Source organism: Roseateles aquatilis, from assembly GCF_002205645.1.
In the GTDB taxonomy this organism is placed as follows: Bacteria; Pseudomonadota; Gammaproteobacteria; order Burkholderiales; family Burkholderiaceae_C; genus Roseateles; species Roseateles aquatilis.
On record NZ_NIOF01000006.1, the window covers coordinates 235,395 to 258,801 of the forward strand.

Here is a 23,407-nt window from a genome sequence, read left to right on the forward strand (position 1 = left end):
CCCGCTCATGCCCAATTGGGCCCGAAGCAAGCTGCAGACTCCGACCTGCGTCCAAACCACTGCGGGGCAAGCCAAGTCGGAGGCTGCGGCAATGGTCGCACAGGTGCCCGAAGGGGCTCCATCTGAGAGCGATGGACCCGGTGCCTGCCCCTGCGTGCCGGTGGCTTCTAGAGCGGTTCGGCGGCCTCGACCACAGGGCCTCCCAACGGCACGCGGACGAAGAAGATCGTGGCACCGTCGTCGCACTGGAGGCCGACGTCCCAGCCGGCCGACGTTGCCAGCAGCTTCACGACGGCCAGTCCCAGTCCGCTGCCTTTCGGGCGGTTCGGCCGCGCCGCGCCGCGCACGAACGGTTCCCACATGGCGTGCTGCTCGCCTGCGGGAATGCCGGGCCCGCGATCCATCACGCTGATCTCGACGGCATCAGCAAGGCTCATCTTGCCGAAGGCGTGCTTGAGAACCCGTGCGTGAACCACGATGCGACCGGGGCCGGAATACTTCACCGCATTCGACAGATAGTTGTTCAAGACTTGGTGCAGGCGGATCTCGTCACCATGAACCTGCAGCTCCCCGATGTCCGTGTTGTCGAGCACGATGGTTTGCGAGTTTTGCTTGGCCTGCTCGGCGTGTTCCGCGACTACCCGATCCAGAAGCGCGTTGAGGCGAAATGACTCACGGCGAAGTTCCACCTGTCCGTGCGTCAGCCGGGTGTAGTGGGCGATGTTGTCCAGGCGCCCCTTGATCTGGACGATGCACTGCTCGAGGCCTCCCACCAGTTGAGCGGTGACGGCATCCTGAGGCTTCATCGCCAGCAGTTCGACATTGGCCAGCATCGTCTGCAGCGGTGTGCGCAGCTCGTGCGAGACCATGCCCAGCAAGGCCGTCCGGGCCTGGGCGCTACGCTGTGCCTCGGCCCTAGCCTCGGCTTGCAGACGAGCCGCCTCCAACCGTGCAGCCTCCGCCATGTACTGCAGACGAAGGCCGATGACCAGACCGATGGCCAGAACGATGCCCGATGCGAAGAGGGCCGTCATCGCGGTGCTGCGGCCATCGGGTTCGTTGAGCGCAATCCACAGCCCCGTTCCCGCCAGGACTGCTGCCAGACCTACGGCGCAGAGGATGGCCGGCCTGCCGACCCACCAGGCGCGCCGGTGCTGCTCCGAAACGGAGATGCTGCTGGGCTCGGGCGAAGGCTTCAGGGGATGGATGTGGTTGGCCATAGGCGAGGCACGCGCAGGCAGGTCAGACGCGAAGAATGGCATGTGCATTTCAGTCCTCGTTCTCGCCCAGCGCCATTCGCAAGTCAGCTGCGAGCCTGAGACCTGAGTATGGCTTGGCACGGTACTGGACGTTATGGCGGCTGATGATCCGGGCCAATGCATCGTCGGTGGGTATGCCGCCGATGGCCAGGTTGCCGGACAAGAGGAAGATAGGCGCGCCGGCCGAGGTGGGGTGGTGCCGAAGGAACTCTATGAGGGCGGCAGCCGTCGTGTTACCGAGATACCAATCGAGGACGTAGGCTGAGAACGGCGAGGAGCGGGCGGCCGACTCCAGTTGGTCGGCATCGGTGTAGGACACAACCGAAAAGCCGCTCTGCTTCAGGATCGCAGTCATCGACGCCACAGCCGCCGGATCGTCGTCCAGAGCCGCAATCCGTGGTTGCAGCAGCGCGTGGGCGCTGGATGGCGCGTCCTGGACGCCGGAAACCGACTCACGGATGCCATTGGGGCGCTCTTGAGCCATCGCGATCTGTACGGATCGCGAACTGGCCGTCAAAGACGGCCTGTCGTAGCGACTGGCCATCACCATGAGTCCTCCTCCTAAGCGGCGGGAAAGATCTCTGCGCAACAGGCGCACGCCTCGGCGCGTGCCATCGCTGGCTGCCGTCGCCAGGCACGCTGACCCGGCTGGACTGGACTACGATGGTAGTGAGATAGGTTACACGCTGCCACCTCGCAACGTAACATTGCGGCACCTGAATGTGTCTCAGACAGTTACAGGGTTGGGCGCTATAACGCCCTATGTTGTTGTACACCTGACAGCAGGCAATCACCGAACGTCGCGTCGCATGCAAGCCGGCCGCCCCATCCGGATACTCATTGCCGATGACCACCCGCTGATCATCGAGGGACTGGCCTTGTCGCTCAGCAAGCGCGGCATCGAGCTAGCCGGGCATGCTGCTGCGACGGCAGACGTCATCGACAGGTTCCGCCAGTGCAGGCCTGATGTCGTCGTGATGGACGTCGGGTTCGGTTCCGGGCCAACGGGGCTTGATGCTGCTCGCGAAGTCATCGCCCTTGATCCCGAGGCCCGGATCGTCTTCTACACGCAGTACGACCAGGACGAGATCGTGCGTGAGGCCTACCGCCTCGGAGGCCGCGGCTTTGTACCTAAGGTACAGCCCGCCGATGTGCTGGCCGACGTGATCGAGCAGGTGCAGCTCGGCAAGATTCACTTCCTGCCGGACATCGCCGAGCGCTTGGCGCTGATGGGGGTGCGGGGCGACGACTCGCCTCGCGCCAAGCTGGACTCGCGCGAGCTTGACGTCTTCACGCGCTTAGCGCGGGGACAGACGACGGAGGAGATTGCCTGTGCGCTGAGCTTGTCCCGCAAGACCATCTCACTGGTCGTCCAGGCGGTGAAGGACAAGCTGGGCGTGCAGCGCTCAGCGGAGATCACTCGGCTGGCCATTCGCCACCATCTGATCGAGACCTAGAACCTGTTGCGCCGAGGAGGGGTGCACGATGCCTGTTTCGTTCGTCCTGCTTGTCGCTGCGATCGCCGCGGTCTGGCTGCCTTCGCGAAGTCAGCGCCGTTGGCCCATCCCGTTTTGGATTCCGGTGTATGCGGCGTCGCTCGTCGCGGCCGTTGCCCAGGGGTATGTGATGCCCGTGGCTTGTGTCGCCTTGCTGGTGCTGATCGCATCGACGGAGGTGATCCGACGTGGGGCTAGGCCCTGTGTCTACTGGCCCGCCTTCGCGCTGGTCCTGCTGCTGACGCTGGCACTTGCGCTTCACAAGGTGCCGGGCTTCCGCAACCCTATCGCGATCAACGCGGTTCAGTTCTCGGGGGACGCGATCGCATTCACGCAGTACTTGAACTTCGACAAAGGCTCTGCTGGGCTCGTGCTGCTGGCCCTGTTGGCGCCACGGCTGCGACAAGGGGACCCGATCGGGTCCACCCTGGCGCGGGCAGCGGCGCTGTCGATGGGCATCGCGATCATCGTCCTCGGCGTCGCCCTCGTCGCCGGGATGGTACGGGTGGATCCAAAGTGGCCTCCGCAGGCGGTGCTGTTCCTTGTCGTGAACCTGTTCTTCACCTGCGTGGCCGAGGAGACTTTCTTCAGAGTGATGATCCAAGACGCGCTGGTTGGCTCTCGTGCTGACTCAGATGCCAAAGCGTCCGGCCCGCGTGATGGCCGAGCGCTGCTGTCGATCGTGGGCACAGCAATGCTGTTCGCCGTAGCGCACGCCGGCGGCGGGGCTCGCATGGTTGTGGTCGCCGGCGTCGCTGGCCTGGGCTACGCGGCCGCATACGCCTGGCGCCGCCGCATCGAAGTGCCCATCGTGATGCACTTCGGCGTCAATGCGGTCCACTTCCTCCTCTTCAGCTATCCCGCGCTGCGGAGCTAGCCGTGCTGCTGCGCCACGCCGCTCCCCTCATCGGCCTGGCTCTGGCGTCGGCCACCGGGGCCGTAGCGCAGCCGTCTGACCTTCCAGCCGATGCAGATCCGTATCCCGTGGTCCTCACGCCGACGCGACTGAGGCAGTCGCTGCAGGATGTGCCTGCCGCGGTGACCATCATCACGGCGGACATGCTGAAGAGGTTTGGTATCCGCACCATTCCGGAGGCGCTTCGCCTCGTGCCGGGCATGGAGATAACGCGTGCCAGCGGACCCGACTACCGCATCAACTACCACGGCGGTAGCGTGCTGGTGCCGCGGCGGATGAATGTGCTCATCGACGGCGTCTCTGCCTATCAGCCGCTCTTCGCGCGAGTGGACTGGAGCAGCCTGCCCATCGCGATCGACGATGTCGAGCGAATCGAGATCACGCGCGGGTCGAACTCGGCAGCCTACGGCCCGAACTCGATGCTCGCGATCGTCAACATCATCAGCCGCCACCCACGCGACGTCGGCCGGGCCTTCGCCGCGATCGAGAAGGGCTCCAACGGGGTGGCGGCAGCGACCGTCAGGCTGGGCGCAGCCATCGGAGACGCGGACCTACGACTGACAATTAGCCGGGAGGTCGACGGCGGCTATGACAGCCAGCAGCGCGCCGGCGCTGACCATGACAGCCAGCGCCTGACGCGCGCCAACCTTCGCGTGGCGCTGCCGCTCGGTCCCGCGTCGACGGCCGACATCAACATCGGGCATGTGGAAGGCGTCCGCGAAGTGCCAGGGGTCGACAGCGGCGGCGTGACCTACCCGGACGCGTTGCCGCAGGACACCTATGCGTCTCTCACGCTCACCCACAACGTGGCCGCCACGCACCAGCTGCAGGTGCGGGCCTATTCGTGGGTGGATCGCATCCAGCAGAGCTGGAGCACCTGCTACCCGACCGCCTTCTTTCTGCCGGAGTTGTTCAACCTGTACCGGGCGAATCCGCGCTATGCGAACGAAGTCCTCGCCGGTCGCGCGCCGACGGGCGGGAGCGTGCAGGATGATGCGCTCGCGGCGACAGCGATCGCCGCGTTGCGTGCGCTGGGGACCGCCGCGCGGACGCCGACATGTGGGACGGCCGACCAGAGCCTCGTGCAGCGCCGTTGGGACGTCGAGATCCAGGACACACAGGTCCTGTCGGAACAGTTCAGGTTCGTCGTCGGTGCAGGGGTTCGCCAGCACAGCGGATCAAGTGCGACCTACCTGGGTACTGCGGCTCGCAACACGATCTGGCGAGCCTTCGGCAATCTGGAGTACCGCCCAATTCCGGACCTGGCATTGAATCTCGGCGGTTATGGCGAGCGCGACGAACTGAGCGGTTCGACGTTTTCACCGAGGCTCGCCGCCAACTACCGGCTCACGGACCAGCAAACGGTGCGCTTTGCGTGGACCCGCGGCAACCGAACGCCCGATGTCCAAGAGCAGCGCGCCGACTGGAGCTACACGCTGTACGACGCCAATCCCGCGCTGCGCGGCTCATCGACCATCCGCCTCTACCAAAGCGCTCAGTCTCCAGGCGGCCTGACTGCAGAGCGTATTCGTTCCGTCGAGTTCGGCTATCTGCTCAACGTGCCATCGTATGGACTGCTGCTGGACGCCAAGGCCTTCGACGACCGGCTGACCAACCTGATCTCGGAAAAGCTGCAGCTGTCGAGCTTTGCGCCCACGAACAGTGGCGCGGTCCGGCTGACCGGCGTGGAGGTGCAGGCCAGCGCCGCGCTCGCCTCCAACTGGTCGGTCTTTGCCAACTACGCCTATCTGCAGAACCACGATGCCACCAACGCCCTCGAGACGACACAGTATTCGAGGCACAGCGGGTCGGTGGGCGTGTGGACATCGTTTGGCGCAGGATGGTCGATCTCCGCCGCGTACTTCGGTGCGTCCGGAAACGGTCTTGGACAGACGGCCTACGGTCGCACCGACATCACGCTGGGCAAGTCGCTCCGAACCGTCGGGCAACAGCATGTCGAGGCATCGCTGACGGCGCGCAGGCTGGACAACCCCGAGCAAACCTACTTTCGCGACTTTGGGGCGAATGGGACCTTGAAGGCGACCTATTCGAGTCGATTGCAGCTGCTCGGGCAAATCAGGGTGAACTTCTAGCGAGAGCGGGCGCAAAGACTTGCATCGTTTGGACGGACGTCACCAAGGGTGAAACGAACGGACATACCAGGTGAGTTCCTCACACCGGCCAACATCCGGCGCAGATGCCTGGGCACGATCGCCCTGGGCATGTGCCTCGCCGCGCCTGCGCTGCGCGCCGCACAGCTGGAACTGCGCGTTCTCATCGGCGACCAACCCACGCCAGCGGCTCGCGAAACGCTGGCCGGCGTGACGGCCCGGTTTCCCGCTGCAGTCCACGATTCGGATGTGCAACGGCTGACGAGCCGCGCCGGCGGGGCGGTGTACGCCGCGCTCGGCGTCGAGGCTCTGCAGGCGCTGCTTGATGTCGACATGGACAGCCCGGTCCTGTCGCTGCTGGCCTCCAGCGAGGCCTATCGCGCCTGCCTCCTATCCCGCCCCGAACGCCGACGTGGCTCAGCCACGGCGCTGTTCGCGGAGGCCTCCCCTGGGCAGCAGCTGGCCCTGGTGCGTCTGATCTATCGTAGGCGCGTGACAGCGGGCGTGTTGCTCACCGAGAACACCGCGCACCTGGCCGACGCCATCAAGGCGGCCGCACGGAGTGCCGAACTCGATCTGGAGTTCTGTCGGCTGGAGTCGGGCGAGAACCCCATCCGGGCGCTCGGGCGCCTCGCGTCCGCAACCGTGCTGCTGGCCGTGCCGGACCGCGCGGTCATTTCCGCCGAGAACGTGCAAGCATTTCTCGAGGCCACCTATCGCCGGGGCATGGCCGTCGTTGGCTTTTCGGCGGCACTGGTCCGAGCCGGTGCCCTGGCATCCGTGTACTCGACCGTTGACGAGGTCGTGGCCCAGGCGACCCTTCTCGTCGAGCAGCTCCTCAGCGGACAGCTGCCAGTCATGCAGTTCCCCGCGTACTGGCGAGTCGCGGTGAACGACCGGGTGGCGCGGTCCCTGAACATTCCGATCGACCATGAAGCCAGAAGCTACGCCAGTCCGACGCGATAGGGTGCTGTCGCCCCGGACGCTGCAACCGAGCATCACCACGCGCTTGGTGCTGATCGCATGCGTGCCGGCGCTGCTCATGTTCGTTGTGATCACGGTGGCGATCTGGCTCAGCGGCCGGGACGAAGCCGTCAAATCCGTGGAGGAGCGGGGGGCAGTGATTGCATCGTCGCTGGCGCAGACGGGACAGTACGGCCTGATGTCGGGCAACAGCGCGTCGCTTGAGCGCAGCATCCGTCGCATGGTCGAGTCCGACGACTCGATAGCGTCCATCGAACTGACCGACGCGAATGGTCATGCGGTGGCGCGCGCCGTGGCCACCGACCGGCCCGGCAACCTGACCGTCGAGCGGGACGTGCGCGCGGACGTGTTCGGCATTGACCTGCTGGACAACAGCTTTTCTGCGCGTGAGCAGCCGATCGAGGCTGCGACGCGGGACGGGCGCGTGATCGGCAAGGTCACTGTGCGATTGAGCAGCCAGCCCATCGAGCGGGCGCAGTTGAAGAGAGTCTTGGTCGGTGGACTCGCCGTGCTGCTGGTCGCCTGCCTCAGCGTGGCGACGGGACTCGCCATGGCCCAGCGGCTGCGGGAACCGCTGCACCTGGCGATGGCGGCGTTGCGAGAGATTCGCCAGGGCCGCTACGACGTGAACCTGCGCGTCGAAGCGACTGGCGACCTGGGCGAGCTGCAGGCGACCATCAACGAAGTGGCGCGCGAGCAGTCGACGCGCGATGAGACCACGAGGGCGCTGGTGGAACGTCGCACAGCCGACCTGCAGGAGGCCATAGCCAAGGCCCAGGCCGCCGACGCGGAGCGCGGCAAGCTGCTTGCGCGCAGCAACCGCCAGCTCGAAGACGAGCGAAAGCGCATCGCGGTGGAAATCCATGACCATCTCAACGCCACGCTGATCGGTCTGCGGTCAAAGGTCCAGCACATCGCCGATGTCTCGGCCACGATGCAGGGCGCACAAGCGAAGGAGGTTCATGCAACGGCCACGGAGATCACGAAGACGATCGCGGCGCTCTACCAAAGCGCACGCGATCTCATCAAGCAGCTGCGGCCCGAGGTGATCGACGTGCTGGGGCTCGCCGGCGCGCTGCAAGAGATGACGCGTGAGTACAACCAGTTGGTCCCGCTCGTTCGCTTCGTTCTCCACGTGTCGCCGGACTTTCCCCCGTTGCGGGGGCAAGTCGCGATCGTCGCCTACCGATTGGTTCAGGAGGCGCTGTCGAACGTCGTCAAGCATTCGAGCGCCAGTCGAGCCGAAGTCTCGCTGACGGCCGAGGGTGGCGGCTCCGAGATGCTGATCGCCGTACGGGACGACGGCGTGGGCTTTGACCCGGCCAGGACAGGCAGTGGCAGCCTGGGCCTGGCGGGAATGCGCGAGCGCGTCGCTGGAGCTGGCGGGCGCATGCGCATCCACTCGCGCCGGGGGCAGGGCACGCGGGTGACGTTCCGGCTGCCGGTGGTTGAGGGGGAGGACCCGACCGCCTGATCCCAGCGTCCTGGCGATGCGCCGGCGCTCGCCGTCGTCAGAACCCGCGACGAACGCGGTTCAGTGCGACGGCCACGTCACCGGACGACCTGGCAAAGGCCGAGCCGGAGTCCAGCATGCGCGTGGCATCGTCCATCTGCCCGGCGTTGATGCGACGTGCGACTTCACCGGCCGCTTCGTGGAACTTCCGATGCTCTTCCGGCAGCGCCATGAATTTGGGTTGCGTGCCATTGCGCCGGCCGCCAGCGCCGTGCAGCCACTGTCCGAGCTGACAGCGGTTATCGCACGAGATCGCATCGGCATCCAGATGCTCGTGACGTTCGATGGCACCGCGCAGACTCACCTTCCACTGGCGGCGCCTCGACCCGGGCGACATTTGTGCGCTCACCGCCCATTCTTCCTGGCCTAACAGCCTGCAGCGGAGGCCAACCGAGGTCTCCGACTCCCGGATTTTCGCTGGAGCTTCGAGCCCGCCGCACGAAAACTACCTCTGTCCCAGTGACATGGTGCAGCGATGCAGCTCAAGACGATCCAGCAGGCCACCGAGATCCTGACCGACGTGTTGTTGCGGGGGATGAGCTATCGCGCTGCGGGTGCTCGCCAAGGCGTGGGCAAGTCCACTGCCGAGCGACAGGCCAAGGTCTTGGTGCGCCTCGTCGCGAGAGAGTGCGGTATCAAGGGTGTGCAGGACACCGACATCAGCAGCTTGGCACTACTGCGCAACGCGCGTGAGGAGGTGCTGAAGGCCGTGAAGGCTTTCGATCCTTCTTGCGTCTCGACGAGGGTGCGCCTGATCAAGGAGGAGGACCTGCCGGCGGCGATCCGAAGCGTTCGGTCGCAGAGCGAGAACGCCAACCGTGACGCGGCCCTGTTGCTGCTGCTGATCGCCACCGGTGCGAAGCCGCTGGAGATCGCGCGCCTGAAGGTTTGCGACTACATCGACAGCGAAGGCCGGCCGCGCGACCCTGACGGGCAGCAGGCAGAAGCATCGAAGGGGGGAAAGCGCCAGATCCCGTTTGCGAGCCAGCGGCTGCAAGACGCGATGGACAGCTACCTCGTTGAGCGCGTGCGACGTGGGCTGGGAGTCTCGGGCCACTCCTGTTTTCGCGGGCTCGCGCCGGACAGCAGCCTCTTCCTGACCCAGGACGGTCGCCCCTTCGCGGTGAAGGCTCGTGGACCGAACGATCCGCGACCAATCTGCCCCGTCGTCGTGGCTATCTGCCGACGCATTCTCGCCCGTGCCGGCCTGCAGGGAACCACGACGCATGCCTTGCGGCGCCAGCTGGCGCAACGCCTCATCACGCGGGGCGCGTCCAAGCAGAGGGTCGGCGAACTGCTGGGCATCTCGAACACCCGCTCGGTCGGACGGCTGCTGCGCGGACGCGTGCCCACGACCGAGGAACTGCTCGGCGACACCGCCTAGCCCGGGAACAGGAGATCAGCATGGATATCGCGCGCTACTTCATCCGGGGGCGGACCTTCATGGCCAGCAATCCTGGCCTGCAGGACGCATTGGCGCGGGTCTATGACTCGTCCGAGCGGCCGCGCTGCATGTGCGTTCCGGGAGGCGTGGAGATGTACGTTGCCCGCCACGCCGAGTATGTGATCAAGCGCATGCCCGACACCGGCCGCCTGCACCATGCGACGTGCCCCTCATTCGAGCCCGAGCCCGGAACGTCAGGACTGGGTGAGCTGCTGGGGGAGGCCATCGTCGAGCACGCGCCCGAACAGGTCGAGATCCGCACCGCCTTTCCCCTTGCGCGCGTGTCGGGCCGTGCGATCCCGCACCAGGAAGCCGCCGAAGACCCTGCATCGGTCACGGCGCCGCGCAAGCGCATGAGTCTCAGGGCGGTGCTGCACTTCCTCTACGACCGAGCGGGATTCAACCGCTGGTATCCAGCGATGGCCGGACGGCGCAGCCAGGCAGTGATACGTCGGTTCCTGATGTCTGCCGCCCAGGGTGTCACCCTCAAGGGAGGCACGCTGGAAGAGCGACTGTTCGTGCCCGAGCAGTTCCGTGCCGCGGAAGCCGAGGAGATCGGCGAGCGTCGCCGGCGACGCCTGGCGCTGCTGCTGTCACCAGAGGCCGACGTGCAGTTCAAGATGGCCATCCTGATCGGCCAGCTCAACGGTGTCGAGTCGACCGCCTACGGACGGCGGCTGACTGTCAAGCATATGCCCGATGCGCCGCTGTACGTCGACAACAAGGCGTGGGAACGCGTGGAGCGTGCGTACGGGGCGATCCTGCAAGCCGTAGACGCCGACGTCGAGCACAAGCCGCGAGTGCTGATGGCGGCATTGATCTACGCCAAGCGCGAGCATATCTACCAAGTGGACTCGCTGTCGCTGATGCTGGTGACGGATCAATGGATTCCGCTGGACGGCCTGCACGAGTTGCCGTTGATCGAGGCTTTGCAGCGCGAGGGCCGATCGTTCCTGAAGCCGCTCAAGTTCGATGCGAAGAGCGCGGCACCGTTTCCGAACGTGCTGCTGCTGGACGTTGGGCCTGCGCCGCTACCGCTTCATGTCGACAGCCCATTCCTGGCAGCCAAGGAACGGGCGCTCAAGGAGAAGGCTGTGAGCGGACTGGGGCAGGGGGCCTGGGTGTGGCGCACCGACGCAGCATTGCCTGACTTGCCTCCAATCTCGGCTCAACCCGTGCAGCGCGTGCGCCCGCAGTTCGAGCAAGCATGAGTGACGAGCGCATCGAGGCTGGGGCGCGCGACGCCGAAGCAGGACCGCGGTTCACGGTTGCCGAGGCAAGTCTCGAGCCGATCTATATGCAACTCGCCAGCCAGGTCAAACGGCATGTGGCGAGCGGGATGCTCGCGCCTGGCGACGAACTGCCTTCGGTTCGGCGCCTGGCCAACGACTTGGGCGTCAGCAAGATGACCATCTCCAAGGCATTTCAACTGCTCGAATCGCAGGGCTGCCTTGTGCGCCGACGCGGCAGGCCATTGGTCGTCTCGGACGGTGTTCCGCGTCGCGCAGGACCTGCGGTGGAGTTGCTTCGTCCCACGCTTGAGCGCGCTGCGCAAGAGGCTTCGGAACTGGGGCTGACGCCAGAGCAGGCCCTGCAGTTGTTCGGCAACGTGCTCTCGGCCGCAGATACCCGCAGGACCGTCAAGAGCAAAATGCCAGCCGCAATGCCAGCCGCTTGAGGGGCCTACGGATGCGCTCGACTACCTCGCAAGGACGGCATGTGCTGACTAGGCCATGAGACCCGGCGACATCAGCCGCCGGTTCCGCGGTGCTTGTTGAACAAGGGCACCAGCTGTTCCGGCGCCTGACCGGTGCCATCAGACACCAGCACTCGCGCTGCTCGAGAAGACACCGCGCTTGGATGCTCACGCCCATTCGCGCCAGACGCCCGAACGCCGCTGCGCTTGGCGCGTCGGGTCGATTCCCGCCCGCGGGCTTATCGACATCGAATGCTGTACGGGCGGCTATGCGCGGCTGACAATGAATTGCGTAGGTGCTTTGCAGGTCTGCGGGCACGCCGTCTTGCGTTGCGCGGCCCCTGAGCGGGCGAGAGGTCGCCAGACAGCCGAACGAATGCAACGTTGTGGCTAATTTGCACAAGCGAATCTGCCCCTCGTACGGACCGCGATCTGCAGACCGAACGCTTGAGGTCGTTGAGCCAACGCTATTGCTGCCGCGCGATGGAAGCCCCAGCCTCTTGGAAATCGCCAGGACCTGAGGTGCACCATGGAGCCAACGTACACCGCATCTGAACATCTGGATGCGCTCAAGAAGGTCCTGGCCTTTTTTGGGGCGTCGCCTCAAGCCGGCTTTGATCGCGACCGGTCATTGGCCTTCGTGGCGGCAAGCCGGTACATGAGGGCGTGCATCAAGGCCGGCGTGCCCTGCGGAGAAGACCCACAAGACCTCGTGCGGGCATTCCTCGTGGCCAATTGGGACTGTCGCACGCCGAGCGTATGGCGTCGGTACAAGCGGGCCCGGCTGATCTTGCCGAATGCGCCGCTGAGGATCCCGGTGTCGAAACGCCCGTTGTTGGACTGGGCGGAGGACGGCTGCGTGGAAATGCTGCCATTGGAGGCGGCCATCGCCCATGGGCACATCGACCTCTATCGCGAGCTGCTGCGTTGCGATGCGTCGATCAAAGCCGTGCCGAGTCGCCACTGGGTGCAGACACGACGACCGCTGTCGGTGTTCGGCTTCATCTCGAAAGTGTTGCCGCACAAGGCGTTGATGTGTGAGTTCCGTATGCTCACGGCGATGGCGATGGGCGCGAAGCCCTTGGAGCTTGCTGTGTTCGGGCAGGACGTCGTCTATTTCCAGGAACTGCTGGCCTATGGCAAACGTATCAGGTCCATTCCTTCGCGGAACTGGGACCTGGGGCGGCATGGCACGCCGGACGTCCGTTCCCTGATCCGGTGCCTGGTCCCCAATGCAGCGATGCGCGACGCGTTCCTTGACCTGATGGAGCAGGCGCTTCGTGGCGCGCAGATATCCAAGGACTTCTGATCGCGTCGATGCGCGCTCCTTGACGCCGAAGCGTCCCCGGCGCTGCACCGTCGGTGGTGCTGTGGTGAACGTGCCAGAGCGCCCGCAGTCAGGACGGCGGGTTGAACACGCAAGAGTGCATTTGAGGATGACCTCCAACTCCCTGGAGGTCGCATGTCCAAGCGCACTGAATGCACCGAGAACAGTTCTTCGCTGGGGCGACAGCCGCTGCTGTCCCTCGACGAATGCCGGCAGATCGCCGCCGTGTTCGACGGCACGACGGCCTGCATCGACGCGTTGCTGGCGCACTGGTCGGCCCTCCGGCCGGGCGTCAAGCGCCACACGATCATCAATGCCGCGAAGCGCGGCGGCTACACGACCACCAAGGACCGCCGGGCCTGGACCCCCGAGGAGGATAGGTTCCTGGAAGCCAATTGGCACAAGATGTCCGGCGACGCGGTGGCCTCAGCCCTGGGGCGCAGCTTCACCTCCGTCAACCTGCGCCGCAAGCGCATCGGCATTTCACGCTACGACGGCGACGAGCTGACGATCCGGGACCTGGAGGGGCTCACGCAAATCGATCACCGGCAGTGGCAGGAGTTCATCGCGCGCGGCTGGCTCAAGGCTCGGCAGCGCGGGCGGCGCAACGGCGCCGTGCCCATCACGTACGTCACCCTCAACGCCGTGCGCGCGCTGCTTGGCGACCATCCCGAGATCTACGACTACCGGCGCGCGCCACAGGCGACGGTCGCCGCGCTCGAGCTTCATCGACTGGCGGAGCCGCCGTTGTGGAAGCGGGTCGTGTGCCGTTCTGCATCATGGCGTGAGCAGGTGAAGCCCACGCCCTTGGGGCGCACCGTGACCCACGGACCTGCCGCGATGGCGATGCGCGTGCACTCATTCCGTCAACGCTCATGCGCGGATGAGGGCGGCACCTCGTTCTGGGCGCCTTTGTACGCGTCGCCATGCTGCCCTCGCTGCGGCTGCCAAGTGTCGCGTTATGCCGATGACGGCATCTTCACGGATCTCGATCCTGGCAGCGACGAGGTCATCGACATCCAGGCCCGCAAACTGGGACTGCGTTGGCGTGACGGAAAGCTGCACGACGCGGCGGGAGGCGTCGTGAGCGACCGTGACATCCTGGCGGCACTCTTCAGCGCAGGCCGGCGCGCGGCCAGGTCGATCCAGGCCTTCGAGAAGCTGCTGGATGCGGGCCTCAGCCTGGTCCAGCCCCGGCCCGTCGCCCCCCATGTTCTTCTGGACAACATCCTTGACCTGGAGTTGAGGCCCGATCAGGAGCGCGCGCTCGCGAGCTTCGTGCGCACCGGCTCCATGACCGCCGCACACGCAATGAGCTTCGGCAAGAGCACGCTGGGCATGACGGCGATGACCCGCATCGCGGGCCGTCATCTGCTCATGGTCGATACGCAGCTACTGCGCGAGCAGTGGATTGAGAAGCTGTCGGCCCTGGCGCCGCGCGTCGAGGTCGCGCACCGCTACAAGCCGTCCAAGGACCTGGTCACCGTGTTCGACCGGGAAGGGCGCGAGCGCTGCGTGATCGAGATCTACAGCTACCAGACGCGGGCCAAGCTGGACGGGAGCTGGGTGGTCGGCTGCTTCGACGAGGTGCACCGGCTGCCGGCTGCGCTCGCACACCGTCATGCCTTCGCCAGAACCCAATACCGCATCGGCTTGTCGGCAACGCCGGACCTGCGATGTGACGGTCGCGGTGTCTTCGTCTCGAGGATGACGGGCGCGCTGGTCGGTGACGATTGGGGCGAACAGATGGACAGGGGGGTGGTCAAGCGCATTCCCGTCAAGGTCCTGCTGGTGGAGAACCGCGAGCACAAGCACCAGGTCGTCGGGGAACTGCTGCGCCGGCACGACTCGGTCGTCGTGCTCTGCGAAGCCATCGAGGACGGCCGCGAGCTGGAGCTTCGTTACGGCATCCCATTCATCCACAGCCAGACCAAGAACAAGCTTCGCATGGTGCGCGCCGCCAAGAGCATGGTGCTCTCACGCGTCGGCGATGCCGGCATCAGCGTGCCGCACTGCCAGGTGACGGTGGATCACTCGGGGCTGTTCGGCTCGCGTATCCAGAGCCTGCAGCGCCTGGGCCGGTTGATGCATTCCGAGCGCGCGCTCTATCACTGCATCTTGATGACGCGCGAGGAGCGGTTCGAGCGCTTCGCTGGTCGCGTCGACGCCATCCGCAAGAAGGGGTTCGAGGTCATCGAAGAGGAAGCGCCGCCCTACAGACCCGAGGGCAAGGGCCTATTGAGCCCCATCCTTCAGGCGCGCGTGTCGGCGCAGGAGAACCGGTTTCTTTCCATGCTTGGATGGATGAAGGAGGGCGTCAGCGCTGCAGCATGAGCTGCACCGAACGGCGAAGGCGCCGCAAGTCATGTGCGGCGCTCATCGCCCCTTACAGCAGCTCGCAAACCCGCTGGGCCGTGGCCTTGGCCGATTGCGGGTTCTGGCCGGTCACCAGGCGACCATCCACCACTGCCTTCGGGAGAAACGGCAGCCAGGCCTTTTCGAAGCAAGCTCCCCGGCGACTGGCCTCCTCTTGGGCGTTGTACGGCACCAGCTTCGCGACGCCGGCCAGGATCTCCTCGGTCCAGGTAAAGCCCGTGAGCCGACGTCCTGCGATCAACAGCGAGCCGTCGGATAGCCGGGTATTCAGGAGACCGCAGTACCCATGGCACACGGATGCGACCACGCCGCCGCGCTCGTAGATGTCGCGGGTGAGGCGCTGGAGGCCCTCGTCGGCGAGGAAGTCGTACATCACCGCATGGCCGCCGGTGAAGTAGATCGCGTCGAAGTCCTTCGCGTCGATGTCGGCGGGCCGGGCGGTGTTGGCGAGCAGCGCCATGCAGGCCGGGTCTGCCAGCCAGCGCTTGGCCGAGGCATCGGCGTTGGGCCATTTGAGTGAACGGGGCTCCAGCGGCGACCTTCCTCCCTTGGGGCTCACCAGCCGCTGGTCGTAGCCCTTCGCGGCGAACAGGTCGTAGGCATGGGTGAGCTCCGACAGCCACAGGCCTGTGGGCTCCGCGGCGTCGTCGAAATGGGAGACGTTGGTGACTACGAGCAGTATCCGGCGGGTCATGGTGTCATCCCTTCCTGCCGGATCAGTTCGAGCCCGCGGCGATAGGACGTCACCTGGAATTCCGGAAAGCGGCGCTTGAACTTGGAGGAATCGAAGAGGTTGTCCTTCTCGTACCTGGGCAGCAGTTCGCGCAACTCCCGCACCTGCTTCGAGACGAGGCCGGCTGCCGTCATCGTCCATTTGCCGAGCACTTTGTAGGACGGTGGCACGCCGAAAACCTCGGAGGCCAGCACAACGAACTGCTCGTACGTCAAGCGGTCGTCGTCGCAGGGCAGGTGCCAGCTCTGGCCGAAGGCGTCGGGCGTATTGCCCAGGGCGGCCAGCGAGCGGCTGGCATCGGGCGTCCAGATCAACGTGCGCCGCGTGTCGTCTCGCACCGGCACGCGTGCCGTCTTGCCAGCCTTGAGCGCGTCGATGACGAGGGTGTTCGTGATGCTCTGCGTCTTGCCCGGTCCAAAGAACTCGGGGGCCCGGCCGATGAGCACAGGGATGTCGCCGCGCGCCATCTCCTGCAGCACGGTCGAGGCCATGGCCGCGCGCACCCTGCCTTTGCGGCCGACCGGCTCGAACGGCGCGTCCTCGGTCAGCACGCGATCGTCCTGCGGGTACATGTAGGTGTTGTCGAAGTAGACGAACTTGGCACCCGCCGCGCGCGTGGCCTCAAGGGCATTCCGCAGCATCACGGGGAACTGGGCCTCCCACAGCGCCGTGTCGGGCGGCAGGCCAGCGGTGAAGTAGACGATGCTGCTGCCTGCGACAGCCGCCGCGGCCTGCCGGGCGTCGAGCAGGTCCGCAGGTACGAGCGTGTCGGTGTCGTTGACCTTGCGCGGATTGCGGCTCACGAGCCGCAGGTCGCCGGTGTATGTGCGCCGCAGCTCGCGTGCAAGCTCAACCGCGATCTGCCCGGTGGCGCCCAGAATGGTCTGCATCCCTGATCCTCGATTTGTTGGCGAGTGCGGAGCCGCCGCGCTCATCACAGCGGCTTGGGCGCGTAGAGCGCGCCCTGGAACAACGGCACGTACTCGTACTTCACCAGCTTCCCGAGTTTCAGTGCCTTGATGTACGCCGACAAGCTGCCGTCGGTCAGCGTGAGCTTCACCGAGTCGGCGCTGGAGCTGCTGGCATGGCTGAGCTGGCGCGAGACCGAATAGCCCGTCGTGAGCTGACCCTGCCGGTCGACGTTGGTGAAGCTGTTCCTGACCATCGATTCCTCGCTGGAGAGGTCGCCGAGCTTGCGGGTCTCCAGCGTGACGTCGAGCTGCCGGGTCGCGCTGTCGAAGATCTCGACGACGACCGCGCTGTCGGTCTCCCTGAAGTGGATGTCCGTCAGCCACTTCGGCAGGTTGTAGCCCACCACACCGCGCACGCGGGCCAGTTCCGTGTTTACGGGCAGCTTGAGCACATAGCCCCAGAAGTCGTCCGACATCGACTGCCGCAGCAGCGTGAAAGGGCCGAAGCTGGCAGAGCCCGGCTTGTTGGTGACGACCGACAGGCCAATCTCTTCGTAGCTGTCGTTGTCGCAATAGCGGTAGCTGTAAGCGGTCAGCGCGACGAGCCCGCGGCCGGGCCAGACCTGCAGCGGCTGCACCTGCTCCAGGACCTTGGCCGGCATCAGTTCTCTGAGCTTGTCGAGGTCGGCCGTGAAGATGGCCGTGACCCTGCTGTTCTTGTAATAGAAGTTCGGTGAGTAGGACTCGAAGCCGATGTCCACGCGCTCCTTCTTCAGTTGCCGGAACCAGCTGAGGTCGACCTCCGGCGTCTCCGCCGCGATCACCGACAGCGGCGGGTTGGAGCGGAAACGGTCGTAGAGCCCGCCGTTGACGACGGGAACGTCCTGGCCGGCGATGCGGATGGTGGTGAGCTCGGGTTGCGCCTTGGCAGTGGCCACGTCGCCGGCGTGGGACGCGCTCCCGAACAAGCCGATGGCGGCGCTGGCCGCGACTGCAACAACTTTGGAAATCATGAACGGCACCTTGAGGCGAATTGACGCTGTGAGAACTCTAAGGTTAAAGTTATGTTTGATGTCAAGGGGGGTGGAAAGGCGCATGAAGATCGGCGAGTTGGCCAAGCGCACAGGCCTGACGGCCTCCAGCATCCGCTTCTATGAAAAGAGCGGTTTGCTCCGCGCCGTCGAGCGGGAGGGCAACGGCTACCGGCACTACGGGCCGGAGGCGCTGTGGATGCTGGAGATCATTGCGAGTGCCCAGCGCGTCGGGTTCTCCCTGGACGAAATCCGGAGCCTGCTGCCTGACCCGCACGCAGCCTGGCAACACGACGCTCTGCTGGAGAGCCTCCAGCAGAAGGTCGCGGAGATCGACCGGCTGCAGCAGCGCTTGACGCATAGCCGTGCTCAGCTTCTCAAAGCCATCGAGAGCGTGACGAACCGCCCCGACGAGATGCCTTGCGAGGAGCGCCCGCTGTGGGTCTTGCAGCAATTGCGCGAAGGCGCTGGCACTGAACGATGAGCCGCCGCCTGAATGCCCTGGTGATCGGGAACGCCGCGTACGAGGCCGTCGACGCGTTGAAGAACCCTGTCAACGACGCCGGGGACGTGGGTGCGAAGCTCGAGTCGTGCGGCTTCACCGTGATCCGCTGCCTGGATAGCGACCACGCCGGCATGGACCGCACTTTGAAGAAGTTCCAGCGCGTGCTCAAGGACAGCGACGTCGGCCTGTTCTTCTTCGCTGGCCACGGCATGCAGATCGACGGCGAGAACTACCTGGCCGCCGTCGATACCGACGCGACCGACGAAATCACCGCCAAGCACTCGTCGCTGCCCCTGAACCGCGTTATCGAGGTGATGGAGAAGTCTGGCTGTTCCACGAGCATCGTGGTTCTGGACGCGTGCCGCAACAACCCCTTCGAGCGCGCCTGGACGCGCGCGATCGAGTCGCGCGGCCTCGCGCCCGTGTATGCGCCGCGCGGCACGCTCATTGCCTACGCGACCTCTCCCGGACAGACCGCCAGCGACGGGCGCGGCCGCAACGGCGCCTACACGGCCGCGCTGCTGACGCACCTGGCCACGCCGGACTGTTCGATCGAAACCATGTTCAAGCGCGTGCGCAACACGCTCAGCGCCGCCACCAAAGGCAAACAGATCTCGTGGGAACACACGTCGCTGGCCGGCGAGTTCTTCTTCAACCTCAGCCTCGGGCTGCGCATCGACCTGTATGCCGAGACCTCACTAAGCGACGGCCTGTTCGTGCTGGACGAGGCCAAGGCCTCGCACCGCCTGATCCGCGAACTCAAAAGCCTGACCTGGCCGCGCCAGAACCCCGCGGTCGACGGGTTCACCGCCGAGGTGGCGAACAGGGCTTCCCTCGACGCGCTGTTCGTGGTCGGGCGCAACCTCTACCAAGCAGCTTGCGGCGGTTCGCACTCGGCGCTGGGCTACCTGCGCGACTTCGCAAGCCGCAGCAGCGGAATCAAGGAGCCCAAGCGCAAGGCCTTGCTTGACGGGATGCTGTTTGAAGCCTTTTTCGATGCCAACGGCAAATTGCGCAAGGAATTCAAGCTGCGCCAGTTCGAACCGCTGTTCGCGCTGCAGCGCCACAAGGAACTGGCGCCCAGCTTCGATTTCATCGCCGAGTGCCTGCTGCCCGAGGCTGCACGCTTCTACTCGATCCCGGGCAAGCGCCACGAGGTGGCCATCGACGTCGCGACGCGTCCCTCGGCCAAGACGGGGCACCACCATGTCCTGGAGACGGTGCATTGCGACGGCGCGAGCGTCCTTTGGCTCGAGGACGAGGACTATGCGCCCGAGCCGGGCGAGAAGCCCAGGATGGAGACGCTGGACCTGGACGAGTTCGAGCAGCAACTGTCCGAGCAGATGCTGGTGCCACCGCATCTGCTGAAGATCAACTACGCATCGTTCAAGCCCAACGGCCGAGAGACGATTGCGTTCCCGCGTGGTTGGACCGCGCGCAAGCGTTGAGGCGCCAAGGCCGATGCCCGGAGCCAAGTCCACTCCCGCCATCCCTCTGGACACCTTGCGGGAGCAGATCGCGTCGGCAGTTGCCGAAGCCAAGGCACACGAAGTGTCGGCCGCCTGCGTGAGCCTGGGCATCCAGCCCGCCGTGGAAGCCGGGGATGAGCAGGAGGCCTTTCGCGGCAAGCGCCTGTACGTCCGCAAGCGCATCCTGACATGGAGCGAGGCGGACCTGCTCTCGCTGGCCACGCGCGTGCTGCGCGAGTACGCCTCCGAGGAACTGGCCGACACGGTCAGCGAGATGAGCTTGCATGCGGAGCATCGTGTGAGCGAGTTGGTCAGGCGCGACGTGCTCAAGGTCCTCGACCGGTTGCCGTCGCTGTTCGGCGAGTTGCCGCTGATCGAGACGCTCAGCGAGGTTTTCGGCACCTCGCGCATTCAGGACGATCCGGGCGGGCTGCTCGGGCGGCGCAGCCTGCATGGGCAGATCCTGCAGCACTACGTTCACAACGAGACGGATTGGTCGCATGAGCAACTTCTGATCGAGTGCGGTGCGCTCAGCTGCAGTCAGACCCGCTTCTTTGCGTTGCTGGCGAAGTTGCTGCATCCCGTCGCGCGCCGTGACGCAGAGCAGGGTGATGTCGCTGCGGCCATCAGCACGGCGTTGCGCCGCGACGGCTTCATAGTCCGGCCCACCGATGTCGAGTCGGGCTACGCGGTCTACGGCGTCGTGCGGGCGCAAGCGGGCGTGGCGGGCACGATGAAGAACCTGATCTTCGCGTCGATAGGTGAGAAGCCTGAACTGCTGTTCCGAGACGCGATCAACAATGACGTCGAGATCGTCAAGAACGCTGACAAGGTCTTGATCTTCGACCGGTCATTGCCGAGTTCCGGCCAACTGCTGTGGAAGGACTTGCGAGACTGGTACGGCGAACTCCATGGCATCGATGCGGCCGAGAGCGCCAAGGAGCAGTTGTACCGGCGGCTGCGGCAGGCGGTTCTCGCGGCTCGGTCGCCTGGGGAACTGGCGGTGTTCCAAGGCTATTACGAACGCTATGGCGCCAAGCTCGGCGACCGGCTGCCGGCGTTGGTCCCCCAGGTCTACTTGCACTACGACCCCTACACCCGGCGCCAACGGGGCGACGAGCAGTTCCTTGCGCGTCAGCGCATGGACTTCCTGATGCTGCTGGAGCAGGGTGTGCGCGTCGTGATCGAGATCGACGGGCGGCATCACTATGGTGTCGCCGATGGCGGGTCGCCGGAGCGCTACTTCGCGAGCGCGCAGCGCTACGCGGAAATGGCGGCAGAGGATCGCCGCCTGCGGCTCGCGGGGTACGAGGTCTACCGCTTCGGGGCGCACGAGTTCATGGACGTTGATCTTGAGCAGCGCAAGGTCGGGTCGCAGTCTCAGCAGACGGTTGCCGACTTCTTCGACAGGCTGATGGCACGTCACGACGTTCGCTGACCGTTCAGGCCGCTACGGGACCGGGCAGTTGAGCCGAGGCCCATGAGCCCTAGCCTGGGGTCATGGTCACCGACGACGAGAAATCCCTCATCCGCGCGTGCGTGGATGCGCTGCGTGATGGCATCGAGGGCTTCCGGTCGCGTCGGCCTCAGCTGGAGATGATCGCCACGGCTGCAGCCGCGCTGGCAGCCTGCCGCGATGCCGACCAGCCCGCAGGTGACGGTCGGCACATCGCCGTGATCGAAGCAGGCACGGGCACCGGCAAATCCTTCGGAGCGTTGGTGCCGGCGCTGGTGCTCGCGCGCGCCCGCGGCCGGCGCCTTGTGGTGTCCAGCTCCACCGTAGCGCTGCAGCACCAGTACGCCGAGAAAGATGCGCCTGCGCTCCAGGACCTGCTGCCCTTCGATTTCCGCTACGCGGTGGCCAAGGGGCGCCGGCGCTATGCCTGCGTGGCCAAGCTGGTCGAGGCGGCGGCCGAGGCCAAATTGCAGGAGCAGGACCTGGCCGACGGAACGGTCGTGGACGAAACGGCGCCGGAGCGCCGACGCCGGACCATCATGCTGGCGCTGGCACGGGACTTCGAGACCCAACGCTGGAATGGGGACAGGGACGAGTTGGCAGTGCCGGTCGCCGACGAGGTCTGGAGCGACTTGACGACCGACCGGCAGGGCTGCCTGGGCAGCCGCTGCGCGGAGTTCGCCCGGTGCCCGTTCTACGCCGCCCGGCAGCGCGTCAAGGACGCGGATCTTGTGATCGCGAACCATGACCTGGTGCTGTCTGCCCTCGGGATGGAGGTCGGCAGCGTCCTGCCGGCGCCCGACGAGGCCATGTATGTCATCGACGAGGCCCACAGCCTGGCTGCGAAGGCCGTCGAGCATCTGTCCGTGCGCCACGGGTTGCGCGGAGCGCAGGAGTGGCTCACCGATGCGGTCGAGGTGGTCCGGGACATCGTGTTGGCGATGCGCCTGCCGGACACGCTGCTGCACGATGCACGGACCTGTATCGAGCCGGCGGTGGCTTCACTGGAGGGCCTGTGGCAGCGCTTGCACGCGATGCAGGCCTTCGGCGAGAAGAAGGCGCGCCGTTTTAAGGGAGGGCGCCTGCCCGACTGGATGCAGGCCGGCGGCGGCACCGTGCAAGACGCTGCCCTGTCGCTGGCGAAGACCTTCGTGCAACTGCGCGAGGGCCTGCTGGAGCGCGCGCCCACGGATGGCGCGCTGGTCACCCGCCTGCTGTCGTCCATGGGCTTCTACGTCGGCAGGCTCGAGAACCTGGTCGCGACCTGGGAACTCATGCTGGCGCGGGACGCCGAGGGCGCATCGCCGGTGGCGCGATGGATTGAACTGCACGAGGACGCCGCCGGGGCACAGGACTATCTCGTGTGCGCGGCGCCCGTCAGTGGCAGCGATCGCCTGCAGAAGCTGCTCTGGAGCCGCGCCAGCGCCGCCGTGTTGATGTCGGCGACGCTCACTTCATGCGGGACGTTTGATCTGTTCCTGCGCCAGTCCGGACTGGCCGTGTTCAAGGCGCTGAAGCTGCTGCGCGTGGACTCGCCGTTCGACTACCGGCGCAACGCGCGGCTGGTGATCCCGGCGATGCGCGCGGATCCCGGCGATGCTGAAGTACACACGAGCGAAGTCGTGGAGCGCATGCCCGGGTTGCTGCGCACGCAGGGCACGCTGGTCCTCTTCGCGTCGGGCCGCCAGATGCGCGCGGTCTACGGTGCGATGCCGGAAGCGCTGCGGCGCATCACGCTGCTGCAGGGAACGATGCCGAAGATGGAAATGCTGGCCCGCCACCGCGCAGCCGTCGACCGTGGCGGCCGCTCTGTGCTGTTCGGCCTGCAAAGCATGGCCGAGGGCGTCGATCTGCCGCGCGCCTACTGCACCCACGTCGTCTGGGCCAAGCTGCCGTTCTCGGTGCCCGACAGCCCGCTCGAGGAAGCGCGCCGGGAATGGGTCGAATCGCAGGGGCGCTCTTCGTTCATGGAACTTACCCTCCCGGAGACCGCCGTGCGCTTCAAGCAGGGCCTGGGGCGCTTGCTGCGAACGACCGAAGACTACGGCACGGCGACGGTCCTGGATCGCAGGCTGGTCACCAAGCGTTGGGGCAGCCTATTGATGCGTGGGCTGCAGGACTTCGAAGTGGTCATCGAACCCCTGCCTGAAGACCTTGATGAACAGCGCTGACGCTGGAGC

General features: G+C 65.8%; 20 protein-coding genes. 14 read left to right on the forward strand and 6 right to left on the reverse strand.

From position 1 onward, the window contains the following. Nucleotides 1-167 precede the first annotated feature (167 nt). Both CDN99_RS15335 and CDN99_RS15340 read right to left on the reverse strand, forming a co-directional pair. On the reverse strand, nucleotides 168-1,268 hold the full coding sequence (locus tag CDN99_RS15335; RefSeq protein ID WP_158218851.1) for a sensor histidine kinase: 1,101 nt from the start codon (nucleotides 1,266-1,268) through the stop codon (nucleotides 168-170). A gap of 1 nt (nucleotide 1,269) precedes the next feature. After that, on the reverse strand, nucleotides 1,270-1,809 hold the full coding sequence (locus tag CDN99_RS15340) for a response regulator (protein ID WP_088385731.1): 540 nt from the start codon (nucleotides 1,807-1,809) through the stop codon (nucleotides 1,270-1,272). Between the two features lie 259 nt (nucleotides 1,810-2,068). Here CDN99_RS15340 and CDN99_RS15345 point away from each other — a divergent pair, with 259 nt between their 5' ends. From CDN99_RS15345 to CDN99_RS15365, 5 genes are read left to right on the forward strand one after another with little or no spacing between them, the layout of a single operon-like run. Then, nucleotides 2,069-2,716, forward strand: a complete 648-nt coding sequence (locus CDN99_RS15345) for a response regulator (protein ID WP_158218852.1) — start codon at nucleotides 2,069-2,071, stop codon at nucleotides 2,714-2,716. 28 nt (nucleotides 2,717-2,744) lie between these two features. Beyond that, nucleotides 2,745-3,632 (forward strand): CPBP family intramembrane glutamic endopeptidase, encoded by an 888-nt coding sequence (locus tag CDN99_RS15350; RefSeq protein ID WP_088385733.1) that lies wholly within the window; start codon nucleotides 2,745-2,747, stop codon nucleotides 3,630-3,632. A 2-nt stretch (nucleotides 3,633-3,634) separates the two neighbouring features. Beyond that, on the forward strand, nucleotides 3,635-5,764 hold the full coding sequence (locus tag CDN99_RS15355; protein WP_141100801.1) for a TonB-dependent receptor plug domain-containing protein: 2,130 nt from the start codon (nucleotides 3,635-3,637) through the stop codon (nucleotides 5,762-5,764). A gap of 48 nt (nucleotides 5,765-5,812) precedes the next feature. Further along, nucleotides 5,813-6,748 carry a type 1 periplasmic-binding domain-containing protein gene (locus tag CDN99_RS15360; RefSeq protein ID WP_141100802.1) on the forward strand — a complete coding sequence of 312 codons (936 nt, stop codon included), beginning with the start codon at nucleotides 5,813-5,815 and terminating at the stop codon, nucleotides 6,746-6,748. Nucleotides 6,749-6,794: 46 nt separating this feature from the next. Then, nucleotides 6,795-8,240 (forward strand): sensor histidine kinase, encoded by a 1,446-nt coding sequence (locus tag CDN99_RS15365; protein ID WP_238139552.1) that lies wholly within the window; start codon nucleotides 6,795-6,797, stop codon nucleotides 8,238-8,240. A gap of 37 nt (nucleotides 8,241-8,277) precedes the next feature. Here the strand turns inward: CDN99_RS15365 and CDN99_RS15370 are convergent, their stop codons facing one another. Continuing rightward, entirely contained in the window at nucleotides 8,278-8,628 is a 351-nt protein-coding gene (locus tag CDN99_RS15370) for a CZB domain-containing protein (protein WP_238139539.1), read from the reverse strand. A 126-nt stretch (nucleotides 8,629-8,754) separates the two neighbouring features. Between CDN99_RS15370 and CDN99_RS15375 the strand changes: the two genes are divergently transcribed. The 5 genes from CDN99_RS15375 to CDN99_RS15395 all read left to right on the forward strand — a co-directional run bounded on the left by CDN99_RS15375 (nucleotide 8,755) and on the right by CDN99_RS15395 (nucleotide 15,080). After that, a complete protein-coding gene (locus CDN99_RS15375; RefSeq protein WP_088385738.1) occupies nucleotides 8,755-9,663 on the forward strand; it encodes a tyrosine-type recombinase/integrase in 909 nt (302 codons plus the stop codon). 20 nt (nucleotides 9,664-9,683) lie between these two features. Beyond that, entirely contained in the window at nucleotides 9,684-10,934 is a 1,251-nt protein-coding gene (locus tag CDN99_RS15380) for a DUF1173 family protein (protein WP_088385739.1), read from the forward strand. Further along, a complete protein-coding gene (locus tag CDN99_RS15385; RefSeq protein ID WP_088385740.1) occupies nucleotides 10,931-11,401 on the forward strand; it encodes a GntR family transcriptional regulator in 471 nt (156 codons plus the stop codon). The genes CDN99_RS15380 and CDN99_RS15385 overlap by 4 nt, the downstream gene beginning before the upstream one ends. Nucleotides 11,402-11,948: 547 nt before the next feature. Beyond that, a complete protein-coding gene (locus CDN99_RS15390) occupies nucleotides 11,949-12,728 on the forward strand; it encodes a hypothetical protein (RefSeq protein ID WP_088385741.1) in 780 nt (259 codons plus the stop codon). Nucleotides 12,729-12,971: 243 nt separating this feature from the next. Further along, on the forward strand, nucleotides 12,972-15,080 hold the full coding sequence (locus CDN99_RS15395; RefSeq protein ID WP_158218854.1) for a DEAD/DEAH box helicase: 2,109 nt from the start codon (nucleotides 12,972-12,974) through the stop codon (nucleotides 15,078-15,080). Between the two features lie 52 nt (nucleotides 15,081-15,132). Here the strand turns inward: CDN99_RS15395 and CDN99_RS15400 are convergent, their stop codons facing one another. From CDN99_RS15400 to CDN99_RS15410, 3 genes are read right to left on the reverse strand one after another with little or no spacing between them, the layout of a single operon-like run. Further along, nucleotides 15,133-15,816 (reverse strand): type 1 glutamine amidotransferase domain-containing protein, encoded by a 684-nt coding sequence (locus tag CDN99_RS15400; RefSeq protein ID WP_088385743.1) that lies wholly within the window; start codon nucleotides 15,814-15,816, stop codon nucleotides 15,133-15,135. Continuing rightward, on the reverse strand, nucleotides 15,813-16,745 hold the full coding sequence (locus CDN99_RS15405; RefSeq protein WP_088385744.1) for an NAD-dependent epimerase/dehydratase family protein: 933 nt from the start codon (nucleotides 16,743-16,745) through the stop codon (nucleotides 15,813-15,815). The genes CDN99_RS15400 and CDN99_RS15405 overlap by 4 nt, the downstream gene beginning before the upstream one ends. Nucleotides 16,746-16,789: 44 nt before the next feature. After that, nucleotides 16,790-17,779, reverse strand: a complete 990-nt coding sequence (locus CDN99_RS15410) for an acetoacetate decarboxylase (ADC) (RefSeq protein ID WP_202820282.1) — start codon at nucleotides 17,777-17,779, stop codon at nucleotides 16,790-16,792. 82 nt (nucleotides 17,780-17,861) lie between these two features. Between CDN99_RS15410 and CDN99_RS15415 the strand changes: the two genes are divergently transcribed. The 4 genes from CDN99_RS15415 to dinG all read left to right on the forward strand — a co-directional run bounded on the left by CDN99_RS15415 (nucleotide 17,862) and on the right by dinG (nucleotide 23,398). Then, nucleotides 17,862-18,281: a MerR family transcriptional regulator gene (locus tag CDN99_RS15415; RefSeq protein ID WP_088385745.1), complete on the forward strand. Its 420-nt coding sequence runs from the start codon at nucleotides 17,862-17,864 to the stop codon at nucleotides 18,279-18,281. Next, nucleotides 18,278-19,750, forward strand: a complete 1,473-nt coding sequence (locus tag CDN99_RS15420; RefSeq protein WP_088385746.1) for a caspase family protein — start codon at nucleotides 18,278-18,280, stop codon at nucleotides 19,748-19,750. The genes CDN99_RS15415 and CDN99_RS15420 overlap by 4 nt, the downstream gene beginning before the upstream one ends. Nucleotides 19,751-19,763: 13 nt before the next feature. Continuing rightward, nucleotides 19,764-21,209: an AbiJ-related protein gene (locus CDN99_RS15425; RefSeq protein ID WP_088385747.1), complete on the forward strand. Its 1,446-nt coding sequence runs from the start codon at nucleotides 19,764-19,766 to the stop codon at nucleotides 21,207-21,209. Nucleotides 21,210-21,271: 62 nt separating this feature from the next. Further along, on the forward strand, nucleotides 21,272-23,398 hold the full coding sequence (gene dinG, locus CDN99_RS15430; RefSeq protein WP_088385748.1) for an ATP-dependent DNA helicase DinG: 2,127 nt from the start codon (nucleotides 21,272-21,274) through the stop codon (nucleotides 23,396-23,398). The last annotated feature ends 9 nt before the right edge of the window (nucleotides 23,399-23,407 follow it).